This window comes from Paraburkholderia franconis (assembly GCF_009362735.1).
Classification (GTDB): Bacteria; Pseudomonadota; Gammaproteobacteria; order Burkholderiales; family Burkholderiaceae; genus Paraburkholderia; species Paraburkholderia franconis.
The window spans coordinates 277,539-291,511 of the sequence record NZ_WHNP01000001.1 but is presented as its reverse complement, the minus strand read 5'-3'; the positions used below and the strand labels follow the sequence as shown (position 1 = coordinate 291,511).

13 protein-coding genes are annotated in these 13,973 nt (G+C 63.9%); 12 read left to right on the top strand and 1 reads right to left on the bottom strand.

The annotated features are described in order from the left end of the window. Positions 1-73: 73 nt before the first annotated feature. The gene (locus GCT13_RS01415; RefSeq protein WP_152754976.1) at positions 74-805 is read right to left on the bottom strand and encodes a FadR/GntR family transcriptional regulator; all 732 of its coding nucleotides are present in this window, start codon (positions 803-805) and stop codon (positions 74-76) included. Between GCT13_RS01415 and GCT13_RS48115 the strand changes: the two genes are divergently transcribed. The 12 genes from GCT13_RS48115 (at position 804) to GCT13_RS01360 (ending at position 13,969) form a co-directional block, all read left to right on the top strand. Then, positions 804-953: a hypothetical protein gene (locus GCT13_RS48115; protein ID WP_193727555.1), complete on the top strand. Its 150-nt coding sequence runs from the start codon at positions 804-806 to the stop codon at positions 951-953. The two genes, GCT13_RS01415 and GCT13_RS48115, sit on opposite strands and share 2 nt — an antisense overlap. Continuing rightward, positions 940-2,469, top strand: a complete 1,530-nt coding sequence (locus GCT13_RS01410; protein ID WP_152754975.1) for a UxaA family hydrolase — start codon at positions 940-942, stop codon at positions 2,467-2,469. The genes GCT13_RS48115 and GCT13_RS01410 overlap by 14 nt, the downstream gene beginning before the upstream one ends. A gap of 158 nt (positions 2,470-2,627) precedes the next feature. Continuing rightward, positions 2,628-5,000, top strand: coding sequence for a bifunctional salicylyl-CoA 5-hydroxylase/oxidoreductase (locus GCT13_RS01405; RefSeq protein WP_152754974.1), 2,373 nt, complete (start codon positions 2,628-2,630; stop codon positions 4,998-5,000). Continuing rightward, complete coding sequence (locus tag GCT13_RS01400; RefSeq protein WP_152754973.1) at positions 5,000-5,779, top strand: SDR family NAD(P)-dependent oxidoreductase; 780 nt, start codon at positions 5,000-5,002, stop codon at positions 5,777-5,779. Before GCT13_RS01405 ends, GCT13_RS01400 begins: the two co-directional genes overlap by 1 nt. Continuing rightward, complete coding sequence (locus GCT13_RS01395) at positions 5,776-6,333, top strand: MarR family winged helix-turn-helix transcriptional regulator (RefSeq protein ID WP_152754972.1); 558 nt, start codon at positions 5,776-5,778, stop codon at positions 6,331-6,333. The genes GCT13_RS01400 and GCT13_RS01395 overlap by 4 nt, the downstream gene beginning before the upstream one ends. Before the next feature lie 39 nt (positions 6,334-6,372). Then, positions 6,373-7,224 (top strand): enoyl-CoA hydratase family protein, encoded by an 852-nt coding sequence (locus tag GCT13_RS01390; RefSeq protein ID WP_152754971.1) that lies wholly within the window; start codon positions 6,373-6,375, stop codon positions 7,222-7,224. A 2-nt stretch (positions 7,225-7,226) separates the two neighbouring features. Next, the gene (locus GCT13_RS01385; RefSeq protein ID WP_152754970.1) at positions 7,227-8,426 is read left to right on the top strand and encodes an acyl-CoA dehydrogenase family protein; all 1,200 of its coding nucleotides are present in this window, start codon (positions 7,227-7,229) and stop codon (positions 8,424-8,426) included. Next, positions 8,423-8,866 (top strand): acyl-CoA thioesterase, encoded by a 444-nt coding sequence (locus GCT13_RS01380; protein ID WP_152754969.1) that lies wholly within the window; start codon positions 8,423-8,425, stop codon positions 8,864-8,866. Before GCT13_RS01385 ends, GCT13_RS01380 begins: the two co-directional genes overlap by 4 nt. After that, positions 8,863-9,261 (top strand): RidA family protein, encoded by a 399-nt coding sequence (locus GCT13_RS01375; RefSeq protein WP_152754968.1) that lies wholly within the window; start codon positions 8,863-8,865, stop codon positions 9,259-9,261. Before GCT13_RS01380 ends, GCT13_RS01375 begins: the two co-directional genes overlap by 4 nt. A gap of 78 nt (positions 9,262-9,339) precedes the next feature. Beyond that, entirely contained in the window at positions 9,340-10,977 is a 1,638-nt protein-coding gene (locus tag GCT13_RS01370; protein WP_152755069.1) for an AMP-binding protein, read from the top strand. A gap of 82 nt (positions 10,978-11,059) precedes the next feature. Then, the gene (locus GCT13_RS01365) at positions 11,060-12,283 is read left to right on the top strand and encodes a dienelactone hydrolase family protein (RefSeq protein WP_321574134.1); all 1,224 of its coding nucleotides are present in this window, start codon (positions 11,060-11,062) and stop codon (positions 12,281-12,283) included. A gap of 231 nt (positions 12,284-12,514) precedes the next feature. Continuing rightward, a complete protein-coding gene (locus tag GCT13_RS01360; protein ID WP_152754966.1) occupies positions 12,515-13,969 on the top strand; it encodes a DHA2 family efflux MFS transporter permease subunit in 1,455 nt (484 codons plus the stop codon). Positions 13,970-13,973 lie beyond the last annotated feature (4 nt).

The following is a 13,973-nucleotide window of genomic DNA, read 5'->3' as shown; positions in this document are numbered from 1 at the left end:
TCGCGCGATCGCGACTCTTCGTGATCGCACGGAAGCTGCCGCCTGCTACATGACTCGCGCCATGTAGCGACGGCTATTGAGCGAAGCCGAAGCCGGGCTCGAACTGCTTCCCGACGAAGGCGATATGCGCGTACATCGCTCGTTGCGCGGCATCGGGATCGCGGTCCCGCACCGCGAAGAAGATCGATTCGTGCTGGTTGAGCCGCATCGCCGATTGCCTGAACGCGTTCGCATTGTTGAGCGTCGCATCGAACGTATTCGCGGCGATGTGCTCGCGAAGCATCGTGATGACGCTCGCGTAGAACTGGTCGAGCATCCGGTTGTGCGAGGCGGCCGTCAGCGCCGTATGAAACTCGCCGTCGACGATCGCTTCCGCGTCCACGTCGTGTGCTTCGACCGCGTTGCGCATCTTCACGAGAATGGCCTGAAGCCTGTCGAGTTCTTCCGCTGTCGACCGTTGCGCGGCAAAGCGCGCGGCCGCGCATTCGAAGACCAGCCGGAATTCGAGCGTCTCGGCCCGCAACGGCGGATTCTCGGCAACCAGTTGCAGCCACGGCGCGCTCAGACGCGCAGGCTGTCTCTGCACGACATACGCGCCGCTACCCGGCTTCGTTTCGAGCATTCCGCGCGTGACGAGCCGCTGGATGGCCTCGCGCACCGTCGAGCGCGACACGCCCAGCGATTGGGCCAGCGTGCGCTCCGCAGGAAGGCGCGCCGAGGTTTCCCACTTGCCTTCGAGCAGCTTCTCTTCGAGCTGCCGGACGGTCCTGTCGACCGCGCTGGACGAAAGTGTGTGGAATCCCATGCCGGTGCTTCCCGAGATTGGTCTGACCGATTTGCGTCGCCTGGTGGACGAAATCACTATTCGCCACATCGAGCATGCGGACATCTCGATACCGCAGCCGATGCTCACAAGCTCCACAATCAGGAGGAAAAAACATGGCGGATTCTAACTCACTGGTCATCACGCTGCATGCCGACGACGACGTCGCCATCGCGCGCGGCGCGATCGCGGCGGGCACTGTGCTGCACGAACTGAGCGGCCTCGTCGTCACCGACGACATTCCCGCTGCGCACAAGGTTGCCGTGCGCGCGATCGGGACGGGCGACGCCGTGCGACGCTATGGTCAGATCATCGGCTTTGCGACGCAGCCGATCGAACCTGGCGCGCATGTCCATACGCAAAACGTGTCGATGGGCGACTTCGCGCGCGACTACGCATACGGCACGAACGTCAAGGCCGTGCCACAAGCGCCGCAAGCACTGACGTTCCAGGGCATTCGCCGCGCCGATGGCCGCGTGGCGACGCGCAATTACATCGGCGTGATCAGCACCGTCAATTGCTCGGCGACGGTGACGAAGCTCGTCACGCAGCATTTCTCCGCGCCCGGCGCACTCGACGCATGGCCGAACGTCGACGGCATCGTGCCCCTCACGCACAGCTTCGGCTGCTGCATCGACCACAACGGCGAAGGCATCCAGCAATTGCGCCGCACGATCGGCGGTTATGTGCGGCATCCGAATTTCGCCGGCGTGGTCGTGATCGGCCTCGGCTGCGAGGCGAACCAGATGGGCGCGATGTTCGTCGCTGAGGGCGTCGAGACGGGCGAGACCGTCGTGCCCCTCGTCATTCAGGAACAGGGCGGCACGCAGAAGACCGTCGACGCCGCCATTGCGGCCGTCGAAAAGCTGTTGCCCGTTGCGAACCGCGCAGTGCGCGAGCCGCTGCCCGTGTCGCATCTGAACATCGCGCTGCAATGCGGCGGCTCGGATGGCTACTCGGGCATCACGGCGAACCCGGCGCTCGGCGCCGCCGTCGATCTGCTCGTGCAGCACGGCGGCACGGCGATTCTCAGCGAGACGCCCGAGATCTACGGCGCGGAACACCTGCTCACGCGACGCGCGATCACGCCGAAGGTCGGTGAGAAGATCGTCGAGCGCATCCACTGGTGGGAGAGCTACGCGGAGCGCGAAAAAGGCAGCATCGACAACAATCCGACGCCGGGCAACAAGGCGGGCGGCCTGACGACGATCCTCGAGAAATCGCTGGGCGCCGTTGCGAAGAGCGGCTCGACCCCGCTGATGGACGTCTATCGCTACGCGGAACCCGTGACGGCCAAAGGCCTCGTGTTCATGGACGCGCCCGGCTATGACCCGATGGGCGCGACGGGACAGATCGCGAGCGGCGCGAATCTCGTGCTGTTCACGACGGGCCGCGGTTCGTGCTTCGGCGCGAAGCCCGCGCCTTCCATCAAGCTCGCGACGAACACGAAGATGTATGCGCGCATGATCGACGACATGGACATCAACTGCGGCGACATCATGGACGGCGACACGACCGTCGAGCAGAAAGGCCGCGAGATCTTCGACATGATCATCGCGGTGGCGTCGGGTGCGAAGAGCAAGAGCGAGGCGCTCGGCGTGGGCAACGAGGAATTCGTGCCCTGGATGATCGGCGCGCAGATGTAAGGCGTGCGGGCGCGGCTGTGAGGCCGCGCCCGCTCGACAGCGAAGATCAGTATCTGACCGTGGACCGTACGATGCTTTGCTCCCACTGCGCCATTTTACTTGACATCTAAACTATCAAAACCTAAAGTAAAGACGAGCACTCCAGTTGGGGAACCAGCATGCGTATCGTCTGTATTGGCGGCGGGCCGGCCGGGCTGTATTTCGGGTTGTTGATGAAGCGGCGCCATCCGGCGCACGAAGTGATCGTCGTCGAGCGCAACCGCCCGTACGACACGTTCGGCTGGGGCGTCGTGTTTTCGGACCAGACGCTCGGCAATCTGCGCGCCGCCGACGCGAAAAGCGCCGACATGATCCTTGACGCGTTCAATCACTGGGACGACATCGAGATCAACTTTCGCGGCGCGAAGGTGCGCTCGTCGGGGCACGGCTTTTGCGGCATCGGCCGCAAGCGTCTGTTGAACATCCTGCAAGAGCGTTGCGAAGAACTCGGCGTGAAGCTGGTCTTCGAAACGCAGGTCGTCAACGACGACGATTACGACGCCGACCTCATCATCGCGAGCGACGGCCTGAATAGCGCGATTCGCCAGAAGTACGCATCGACGTATCAGCCCGACATCGACATGCGCAACTGCCGCTTCGTGTGGCTCGGCACGAAAAAGCTCTTCGACGCCTTCACGTTCGCGTTCGAAAAGACCGAATGGGGCTGGTTCCAGGCCCACGCGTACCGCTTCGACGATCAGACCTCGACGTTCATCGTCGAAACGCCCGAGCGCGTGTGGCGCGCCGCCGGTCTCGACGAAATGAGCAAGGAAGACAGCATCGCGTTCTGCGAGCGGCTGTTCGCGAAGTATCTCGACGGCCATCCGCTGATGTCTAACGCGAGCCATCTGCGCGGCTCGTCGCAATGGATCCGCTTTCCGCGCGTCGTCAATCGCGAATGGGTGCACTGGAAAACACGCGCCGACAACAAGCATGTGCCCGTCGTGCTGATGGGCGACGCCGCGCATACCGCGCACTTCTCGATCGGCTCCGGCACCAAGCTCGCGCTCGAAGATGCGATCGAACTCGCCAACAGCATCGACGCGCATCCGCACGATCTCGCCGCAGCGCTCGCGCACTACACGCAAGTGCGCAGCGTCGACGTGCTGCGCATCCAGAATGCGGCGCGCAATTCGACGGAATGGTTCGAGCACGTCGAGCGTTACGCGTCGTTCGAGCCGGAGCAATTCGCGTATTCGCTGCTGACGCGCTCGCAGCGCATCTCGCACGAGAACCTGCGCGAACGCGATGCCGCTTATCTCTCGTCATTCGAAGACTGGCTCGCCGTGCGCGCGGGCATCGAACGCGATCAGCAAAAGCACTCCATTCCGCCGATGTTCACGCCGTTCAAGCTGCGCGGCGTGACGCTGAAGAATCGCGTCGTCGTCTCGCCGATGGCGCAGTATTCGGCCGTCGACGGCGTGGCGGGCGACTATCACCTGATGCATCTCGGCGCGCGTGCAATGGGCGGCGCCGCGCTCGTGATGACGGAAATGACCTGCGTGTCGCCCGACGCGCGCATCACGCCCGGATGTCCCGGCATGTACGCGCCCGAGCATCTCGCCGCGTGGCGCCGCATCGTGCAGTTCGTCCACGCGCAAACCGACGCGAAGATCGGCATGCAGCTCGGCCATGCGGGTGCGAAGGCTTCGACGCGCGTGAGCTGGGAAGGCATCGATCTGCCTTTGCCCGACGGCAACTGGCCGCTGGTGTCGGCGTCGCAGCAGCAGTATCTGCGCGGCGTGAGCCAATGGTCGCGTGAAGCGACGCATGACGAGCTGCGCGAAATCGAAGCGCAATTCGTCCGCGCGACGCGCATGGCCGCTGAGGCGGGTTTCGACTGGCTCGAACTGCACTGCGCGCACGGCTACTTTCTGTCGAGCTTTCTCTCGCCGCTCACCAACCATCGCACCGACGAATACGGCGGCTCGCTCGCGAACCGTCTGCGTTATCCGTTGCAGGTGTTCGCCGCGATGCGCGAGGTGTGGCCGCAGGACAAGCCGATGTCGGTGCGCATCTCCGCGCATGACTGGGTCGACGGCGGCACGACGCCCGACGATGCCGTCGAGATCGCGCGCGCCTTCAAGGCTGCAGGCGCCGACATGATCGACGTGTCGTCGGGCCAGGTCAGCAAGGAAGAAAAGCCCGTGTTCGGCCGCATGTTCCAGACGCCGTTCGCCGATCGCATCCGCAACGAGGCGGGCATCGCGACGATCGCAGTCGGCGCGATCTCCGAAGCGGATCACGTGAACAGCATCATCGCCGCGGGCCGCGCGGATCTGTGCGCGATCGCGCGCCCGCATCTCGCGAATCCTTCGTGGACCTTGAATGAAGCCGCGAAGATCGGCTACTTCGACGTGAACTGGCCGAAGCAATACACGGCGGCCAAATCGCAGCTCGAACGCAATTACGAACGCGAACGCGCGCAGGCCGCAGAAAATGCGCGTCTGTCGCCGCTCGAACGCGCGCAACGCGCGGAAGGAACGGTTTGATGAACACCACGCTTGCAGGCAAGCATGCCGTCGTGACGGGTGGCGGCAGCGGCATCGGCGCGGCAACGGCCGATGCGCTCGTTCGCGCCGGCGCGCGCGTCACGTTGATGGGCCGCGATGCAGGACGTCTCGCGGCGCAACAGGAAACGTTGCGCCGGCATGGCGAGGTCGCCGCATGCATCAGCGTCGACGTGCGCGATGAAAGTGCTGTAAACAAGGCATTTTCCGAAGCCGCGTCGAACGCAGGACCGATCGACGTGCTCGTCAACAACGCGGGCCAGGCCCAGGCCGCGCCCTTCGCGAACACGGACATGGCACTCTGGCAACGCATGCTCGACGTCAACCTGACGGGCGTGTTTCTCTGCACGCGCGCCGTGTTGCCGTCGATGTTCGAACGCGGCTACGGACGCATCGTCAATGTCGCGAGCACGGCGGGACAAATCGGTTACGCGTATGTCGCCGCTTATTGCGCGGCGAAACATGGCGTGATCGGACTCACGCGTTCGCTTGCGCTCGAAGTCGCGACGAAGGGCATCACAGTCAACGCCGTGTGCCCCGGCTATACGGAAACGGAGCTGTTGCGCGCATCGCTCGACCAGATCACCGCGAAGACTTCGCGCAGCGAACAGGAAGCGCGCGACATCCTCGTGCGTCACAACCCGCAGCGCCGCTTCGTCGAACCCGGCGAAGTCGCGAACGCGGTGATGTGGCTGTGCATGCCGGGCTCCGAATCCATCACAGGTCAATCGATTTCCGTTTCAGGCGGAGAAGTCACATGAGTCAAGCTGCAAAGAAAAAGGCCGGCGACGCGGCCGAAACGAAGCCCACGCGCAAAGGCGTCGCGAAGCCGGCTGAAAACGTCGTGGACATGGAAATGAGCACAGGCGCCGATAGCCACATGGGCCTGCGTCTGTGGCTGCGCATGCTGACGACGACGAACCTCGTGCAAGCGGAGTTGCGCAAGCGCCTGCGCAACGAGTTCGATACGACGCTGCCGCGCTTCGATCTGATGGCGCAGCTCGAGCGTCATCCGGAAGGGCTGAAGATGACGGAACTGTCGCGCCGTCTGATGGTGACGGGCGGCAACATCACGGGCATTACCGATCAGCTGGAAAAAGAAGGGCTCGTCGCGCGCGACACCGATCCGAACGACCGTCGCTCGACCAGCGTGCGCCTCACGCCGGACGGCCGCGCGCTGTTCGACAAAATGGCCGTCGCGCACGAGCAATGGGTCGTCGAAATGTTCGGCGGCCTCGATCTGGACGAGAAATCGCGCACGCATCAAAAGCTCGGCAAGCTCAAGCAGCATCTGCTGAACACGATCAAGAGCTAAGGCGCGAAATCTTCAGACAACCGAATGCAGGAGACAACGATGACCCGATCCGCTGCCGACGCCCTACTGGCCGGCAATCGCACGACACTCGCCACGTATGACGCCAAGCACTTCGGCTGGTCCGTCAACGCGGGCGTCGCAACCGTCACGCTCAACCGTCCCGAGCGCAAGAACCCGCTGACGTTCGAATCGTACGCTGAGTTGCGCGATCTTTTTCGGCAGCTCGCCTACGCGACGGATGTGAAGACCGTCGTGATCCACGGCGCGGACGAGAACTTCTGTTCGGGCGGCGACGTGCACGAGATCATCGGCCCGCTGATCGACTTGCCGATGCCCGAGCTGCTGCTGTTCACGCGCATGACGGGCGATCTCGTGAAAGCGATGCGGCATTGCCCGCAACCGATCATCGCAGCCATCGATGGCGTCTGCGCGGGCGCGGGCGCGATCCTCGCGATGGCATCCGACATGCGGCTCTCCACTGCGCGCAGCAAGCTCGCGTTCCTGTTTTCGCGCGTGGGTCTCGCGGGCTGCGACATGGGCGCCTGTTCGATCCTGCCGCGCATCATCGGTCAGGGACGTGCCGCCGAACTGCTATACACGGGTCGCTCCGCAAGCGGCGAGGAAGGTTACGCATGGGGCTTCTACAACCGCCTGTGCGCGCCGGAAGCGCTGCTCGACGAAGCATTGAAGCTCGCCGCCGATCTCGTCGCGGGCCCGACGTTCGCGCACGGCATCACGAAGAAGATGCTGCATCAGGAATGGAGCATGAGCATCGATGAGGCGATCGAATCCGAAGCGCAGGCACAAGCCATCTGCATGACGACGCGCGATTTCGAGCGCGCGTATCGCGCGTTCGCGGCGAAGTCGCGCCCGGTATTCGAAGGAGACTGACCTTGAATCCCAACGATCCGCACGGCGCATTGGCCTGGCCATTCTTCGAAGCGCGTCATCGCGAACTGGCAGAACGGATAGAAACATGGGCCACGCACCATCTCGCGCATGTGCAGCATGAAGACACCGACGCATCGTGCCGTCAGCTCGTGCGTGCATTGGGTGAAGCGGGCTGGCTGAAGTACGGCGTCGGCGGCACGCAATACGGCGGGCACGGCGATACGATCGACACGCGCGCCGTGTGTCTGCTGCGCGAAACGCTAGCGAAGCACGATGGACTCGCCGACTTCGCGCTCGCGATGCAAGGCCTCGGTTCCGGCGCGATCACGCTCGCGGGCACGCACGAGCAGAAGACGCGCTATCTGCCGCGCGTCGCAAAGGGCGAAGCGACTGCCGCGTTCGCGTTGTCCGAGCCCGAAGCGGGATCGGACGTCGCCGCGATGTCGTTGCAAGCGCGCGCAGAGGGCGATGTCTACGTTCTCGACGGCGACAAGACCTGGATCTCGAACGGCGGCATCGCGGACTTTTATGTGGTGTTCGCGAGAACGGGCGAAGCACCCGGCGCGCGCGGCATCAGCGCGTTTATCGTCGACGCGAACACGCCGGGCCTGGAGATCGCCGAACGCATCGACGTGATCGCGCCGCATCCGCTCGCGCGCCTTCATTTCGCCAGCGCGCGCGTGCCGCGCAGCCAGATGCTCGGCGCGCCCGGCGAAGGCTTCAAGATCGCGATGCGCACGCTCGATATCTTTCGCACGTCGGTTGCCGCCGCATCGTTGGGCTTTGCGCGTCGCGCGATGCAGGAAGGACTCGCGCGCGCCGCGTCGCGCAAGATGTTCGGCCAGACGCTCGGCGACTTTCAACTCACGCAGACGAAGCTCGCGCAGATGGCGTTGACGATCGACAGCAGCGCGCTGCTCGTCTATCGCGCCGCATGGCTGCGCGATCAGGGCGAAAGCGTCACGCGCGAAGCCGCGATGGCGAAGTGGCACGCGAGCGAAGGCGCGCAACAGGTGATCGATGCCGCCGTGCAACTGTGGGGCGGCATGGGCGTGCGAAGCGGCGCAACCGTCGAACGGTTGTATCGCGAGATTCGCGCGCTGCGCATCTATGAGGGTGCGACGGAAGTGCAGCAACTGATCGTCGGCCGCGATCTGCTGAAAGCACATGCAGCGAGCCAGCAACAGGAGCGCCCGTCATGAACGCGTCGTTCGACATGCCCGTGCGCATCCGCTTCGCGCATTGCGACCCTGCGGGCATTGTCTACTTTCCGCAGTATCTGGTGATGACGAACATGCTCGTCGAAGAGTGGTTCAACGAGCGTCTCGCGATCGACTACGCGCACATGATTCAGACGCGCCGCGTCGGCCTGCCGATCGTCAAGCTCGACTGCGAGTTCTCGCGGCCGAGCCGCATGGGCGAAACGATCACGCTGTCGCTCGACGTGACGCGTATCGGGCGCCGCTCGATCGGCCTCGTCATCGTTGCACGCTGCGCGGGCGAAGTGCGCTTTCGCGCAGCACAGGTACTCGTCACGACATCGCTGGAAAGCGGCCAGTCGATCGACATTCCCGATGACATCGCGACCGCGCTCGCAGCGTTCGCACCGCATGCCATTCAATCCGAGGAGCAACGCTCATGAAAAAGAAACCGCTACTGCCTGCGGGTTGGGTGAAGCCGCGCGGCTATGCGAATGGTGTCGCGGCGAGCGGCACGCAGGTGTATATCGCCGGACAGATCGGCTGGGACGCGGAAGCGCGCATGACGAGCGATATCTTCGCCGAACAGGCCGCGCAGGCGCTGCGCAATGTGCTCGCCGTATTGCGCGAAGCGGGCGGCCGGCCCGAGCATCTCGTGCGGATGACGTGGTACGTCACCGACAAGCGCGAGTATCTGGCATCGCTTAGGCAGATCGGCCAGACGTTTCGCGAGCTGATCGGCGATTACGACATTGCGATGAGCGCGGTGCAGGTCGTCGCGCTGATCGAGGATGAAGCCAAGGTCGAGATCGAAGCGACAGCCGTGATTACCGACTAGGCCCGCTTCGCATCCGCGCAGACCAACCCGTTCAGCACGGCTTGCACCGATTAGCACGTATAGCAGGGGAGTTTCATGATGGAACCGTCAGCTCACGTCGATACCTTCGCGCGCGATCACTTGCCGCCCGAGGATCAATGGCCCGTATTTCTGCTCGACAATCCGGACGTCGCGTATCCGGCGCGCTTCAATTGCGCGACTGAACTGCTCGATCGGGCCGTCGAAAGCGGGCATCGCGACCGGCCTGCCATCTGGTCCGATGTCGACGGCAAACCGCAAGCGACCACGTATGGCGAACTGCTCGCGATGGTCAATCGCAACGCGCACGTGCTCGTCGATGAAATGCGCTTGCAGCCGGGCAATCGCGTGCTGCTGCGCGGCCCGAATACCTTGCAGATGGCCGCTGCGTTTCTCGGCGCATTGAAAGCGGGTCTCGTCGTCGTGCCGACGATGCCGTTGCTGCGCGCGAAAGAACTCAAGCAGATCATCGACAAGGCGCAGATCAACGCGGCGCTGTGCGACACGCGGTTGACGGAAGAACTCGCGCGCTGCACGACGCAAGGCGACGAGTTCTTTTGCGAAGGACTCAAGCAGACGCTCGTCTTTCATGACGACGCGCCCGGTTCGCTCGAAGCGCTGGCTGCGTCGAAGCCCGCGCAATTCAAAGCGTGCGACACGGCCGCCGACGATGTCTGCCTGATCGCCTTCACGAGCGGCACGACGGGCGCGCCCAAGGGCTGCATGCACTTTCATCGCGACGTGCTCGCGATGTGCGACCTGTTCCCGCGCCACGTGCTCAAGCCCACCGCCGACGACGTCTTCTGCGGCACGCCGCCGCTCGCGTTCACGTTCGGTCTCGGCGGCCTGTTGTGCTTTCCGTTGCGCGCGGGCGCATCGACGGTGCTGATCGAAAAGCAGACGCCCGACACGCTGCTGCAAAACGTCGAGCGCTTTCGCGCGACCGTGATGTTCACCGCGCCGACGTTCTATCGGCAGATGGCGCCGCTGATTTCGCGCTTCGACGTTTCGTCGCTGAAGAAGACCGTTTCCGCAGGCGAAGCGTTGCCCGATTCGACGCGCGCGCTATGGCGAGAAGCGAGCGGCATCGAGATGATCGACGGCATCGGCGGCACCGAGCTGATCCATATTTTCATCTCGGCGGCCGGCGGCGACGTGCGGCCGCATGCGATCGGCAAGGCCGTGCCGGGCTACATCGTGCAAGCCGTCGACGACGACATGCGCCCCGTGCCCGCAGGCACGATCGGCAAGCTCGCGGTGCGCGGGCCGACGGGCTGCCGCTATCTCGCCGACGACCGCCAGCGCAAATTCGTGCGCGACGGCTGGAATCTGCCCGGCGACTCGGTGTATATCGACGAAGACGGCTACGTGTTCTATCAGGCCCGCGCCGACGACATGATCGTTTCGGCGGGCTACAACATCTCCGGCCCCGAAGTGGAAAGCGTGCTGATGCAACACAAGGCTGTCGCCGAATGCGGCGTGATCGGCGTGCCCGACGAAACTCGCGGGCAGATCGTGAAGGCGTTTGTCGTGCTCAATCCGGGCTATAGCGGCGACGAAAAACTGATCGCGGAGTTGCAGGAATTCGTGAAGAATACCGTTGCGCCGTACAAATACCCGCGCGTCGTCGCCTTCATCGACGCGCTGCCTCGCACGGAAACCGGCAAGATCAAACGGTTCGCATTGCGTGCGATGTAGCGTGCCCGCACCTCGCCGTTGAGACGAATGGGCGAATGAGGACGCGCGCAGTCCCCGTCGTCCAACAATGGAGGAGCATCCTGTGGCCGGTTCCTTTATCAAAGTCGCCGCTCGCGATGGCGGCCGTTTCAACGCATACGTTGCGCGTCCGGCGCAGGGGTCCGGTCCGGGCCTCGTGCTGCTGCAAGAGATCTTCGGCATCAACGGCTATCTGAAGACGACGGCCGACCGCTACGCGGAAGAAGGCTACGTCGTGCTCGTGCCCGATCTGTTCTGGCGCATCGAACCGAATGTCGTGCTCGGCTACGAAGGCGAGGACATGAAACGCGCACTCGACTTCCACGCGAAGTTCGATGTCGATCGCGCAATCGACGACATCGCCGCCACCATCGACGCGTTGCGCGCGCTGCCCGAGCACGTGGGCAAAGTGGGCACGATCGGCTATTGCCTCGGCGGCAAGCTCGCGATGCTTGCGGCTGCGCGAACGGACGTCGATTGCGCGGTGAGCTATTACGGCGTCGGGCTCGAAGCGTACCTGGATGAAGCGAAGCACATTCGCTGCCCGATGGTCTTTCACTTCCCCGAAAACGATTCGTACTGTCCGCCGCCCGTGCGCGAGCAGATCACAGCCGCGCTTCGCACGCATCCAAACGTCGAGCAGTATGTCTATCCCGGCTGCGATCATGCGTTCGCATCGCCCGCGCGCCCGCAATACGACAAACCCGCCGCGATGATGGCGTACTCGCGCACGCTCGCGCTGCTGCGCAAGGTGCTCGGCCCCGTCTACGATCTGAACACATTGTGGGAACAGCATTGCTACTTCGAGTTCGCGACGCGCGATGTCGAAGCGGTCATGCCGACGATGGTCGCGCAGCCCTACGTCAACCATGTGCCGACGATGACGGGCGGCGTCGGTTATGACAATTTGAAGCGCTTCTACACGAATCACTTCGTCAATTCGAATCCGCCCGACACGAAGCTGATTCCGATTTCGCGGACCATCGGTTCCGATCGTATCGTCGACGAATTCATCTTTGCGTGCACGCATAGCTGCGAGATCGACTGGCTGCTGCCCGGCGTCGCGCCGACGGGCAAATACTTCGAGGTGCCGATGCTCGCCGTCGTCTGCTTTCGCGGCGACAAGCTGTATAACGAGCACATCTATTGGGACCAGGCTTGCGTACTCGTGCAGGTCGGGCTGCTCGATCCGAAGGGCTTGCCCGTCGCGGGTATCGAAAGCGCGCGCAAGCTGCTCGACGAAACGCTGCCTTCCAATGAGCTGATGGGCAGCAAGTGGTCGGCGTGATTCGCGCTCCAGCGTTGTGATGAATAGAGGCCGCCCTCCTGCGCCGCCTCGTATGGCGTTTCCTGCGGCCGGTGGCGGCAAATATGAACTATTGAATTGAGGCGTGTCGATTTCCGCCGCCTTCGATCGTCGTCTGTAGAAGAACGGTGCGCAAACGGGATCTCCAGTTGCAGTCTGAAACGGACCCTGACTAGACTGCAAGCGCATCGACAGACATGGAGGAACGCGCGCATGACGCATAACATCGAAGGTCAAAAACGCTGGCTGGCACTCATCGTGCTTTGCATGGGCGTGCTGATGATCGTGCTCGATACGACCATCGTGAACGTCGCCTTGCCGTCGATCGCGGCCGATCTGGGCTTTTCCGAAACCGCGCTCGTATGGGTCGTCAACGCCTACATGCTGACGTTCGGCGGGTTTCTGCTGCTGGGCGGCCGGCTCGGCGACCTGTACGGCCATCGCAAGCTCTTTCTCGCCGGCATAACGCTGTTCACGCTGGCGTCGCTTGCATGCGGGCTCGGAAATTCGCAAGTCATGCTGGTTTGCGCGCGCGCGATTCAGGGGCTGGGCGGCGCGGTAGTGTCGGCCGTATCGCTGTCGCTGATCATGAATCTCTTCACCGAAGACGGCGAGCGGGCGAAAGCGATGGGCGTATATGGTTTCGTATGCGCGGGCGGCGGCAGCATCGGCGTGCTGCTGGGCGGTCTGCTGACCAATCTGCTGAGCTGGCACTGGATCTTTCTCGTCAATCTGCCGATCGGCATCGCCGTGTACGCGGCTTGCATCGCGCTGCTGCCCGCAGGCCGCGGACACGCACACGGCGGGCGGCTCGACGTCGCGGGCGCCGCGACCGTCACTGCATCGCTGATGCTCGCCGTCTATGCGATCGTCAACGGCAACGAGGCCGGCTGGCTGTCGGCGCAAACAGTCGGACTGCTCGTCGTCGCGCTCGCGCTGCTCGGTGCGTTTCTCGCGATCGAAGCACGCGTCGTGCATCCGCTGATGCCACTCGAGCTCCTCACGTTGCGCAATGTCGCGACGGCCAACATCGTCGGCGTGTTGTGGGCCGCCGCGATGTTCGCGTGGTTCTTCATTTCGGCGCTCTATTTGCAGCGCGTGCTCGGCTATGCGCCGTTCCAGGTCGGCCTCGCGTTCCTGCCCGCGAATCTGATCATGGGCTTCTTCTCGCTCGGCCTGTCGGCGCGCATGGTGATGCGCTTCGGCATCCGGCGTCCATTGGCCATCGGTCTGCTGCTGGCCGCGCTCGGCTTGCTGCTGTTCGCACGCGCGCCCGTCGACGGGCACTTTGTCACGGACGTGCTGCCCGGCATGGTGCTGCTCGGCATCGGCGCGGGCGTCGCGTTCAATCCGCTGCTGCTCGCGGCAATGAGCGATGTCGATCCCGCCGATTCGGGCCTCGCGTCGGGCATCGTCAATACGTCGTTCATGATGGGCGGCGCGTTGGGACTCGCGGTGCTCGCGAGTCTCGCAGCCGCGCAATCGGCGAGCGGCGGCGCGCAGCACGCCGATACGCCCGCCGCGCTCACGAGCGGCTATCACGTCGCGTTTCTCGTCGGCGCGATCTTTGCCGCGACGGCCGCGGCGCTCGGCGGCGCGTTGTTGCGGCAAGGCGCGCAATCCGCCGTGCGACAGCAACGCGGCGCGTTGAAGGAATCGATGGAGTAGCGAC

What these genes read in the sequence shown, in the direction of transcription:
- GCT13_RS48115 (WP_193727555.1), top strand. Translation starts at nt 804, where the DNA reads ATGCCGGTGCTTCCCGAGATTGGTCTGACCGATTTGCGTCGCCTGGTG.
- GCT13_RS01415 (WP_152754976.1), bottom strand. Translation starts at nt 805, where the DNA reads ATGGGATTCCACACACTTTCGTCCAGCGCGGTCGACAGGACCGTCCGG.
- GCT13_RS01410 (WP_152754975.1), top strand. Translation starts at nt 940, where the DNA reads ATGGCGGATTCTAACTCACTGGTCATCACGCTGCATGCCGACGACGAC.
- GCT13_RS01360 (WP_152754966.1), top strand. Translation starts at nt 12,515, where the DNA reads ATGACGCATAACATCGAAGGTCAAAAACGCTGGCTGGCACTCATCGTG.
- GCT13_RS01375 (WP_152754968.1), top strand. Translation starts at nt 8,863, where the DNA reads ATGAAAAAGAAACCGCTACTGCCTGCGGGTTGGGTGAAGCCGCGCGGC.
- GCT13_RS01370 (WP_152755069.1), top strand. Translation starts at nt 9,340, where the DNA reads ATGGAACCGTCAGCTCACGTCGATACCTTCGCGCGCGATCACTTGCCG.
- GCT13_RS01380 (WP_152754969.1), top strand. Translation starts at nt 8,423, where the DNA reads ATGAACGCGTCGTTCGACATGCCCGTGCGCATCCGCTTCGCGCATTGC.
- GCT13_RS01405 (WP_152754974.1), top strand. Translation starts at nt 2,628, where the DNA reads ATGCGTATCGTCTGTATTGGCGGCGGGCCGGCCGGGCTGTATTTCGGG.
- GCT13_RS01395 (WP_152754972.1), top strand. Translation starts at nt 5,776, where the DNA reads ATGAGTCAAGCTGCAAAGAAAAAGGCCGGCGACGCGGCCGAAACGAAG.
- GCT13_RS01390 (WP_152754971.1), top strand. Translation starts at nt 6,373, where the DNA reads ATGACCCGATCCGCTGCCGACGCCCTACTGGCCGGCAATCGCACGACA.
- GCT13_RS01400 (WP_152754973.1), top strand. Translation starts at nt 5,000, where the DNA reads ATGAACACCACGCTTGCAGGCAAGCATGCCGTCGTGACGGGTGGCGGC.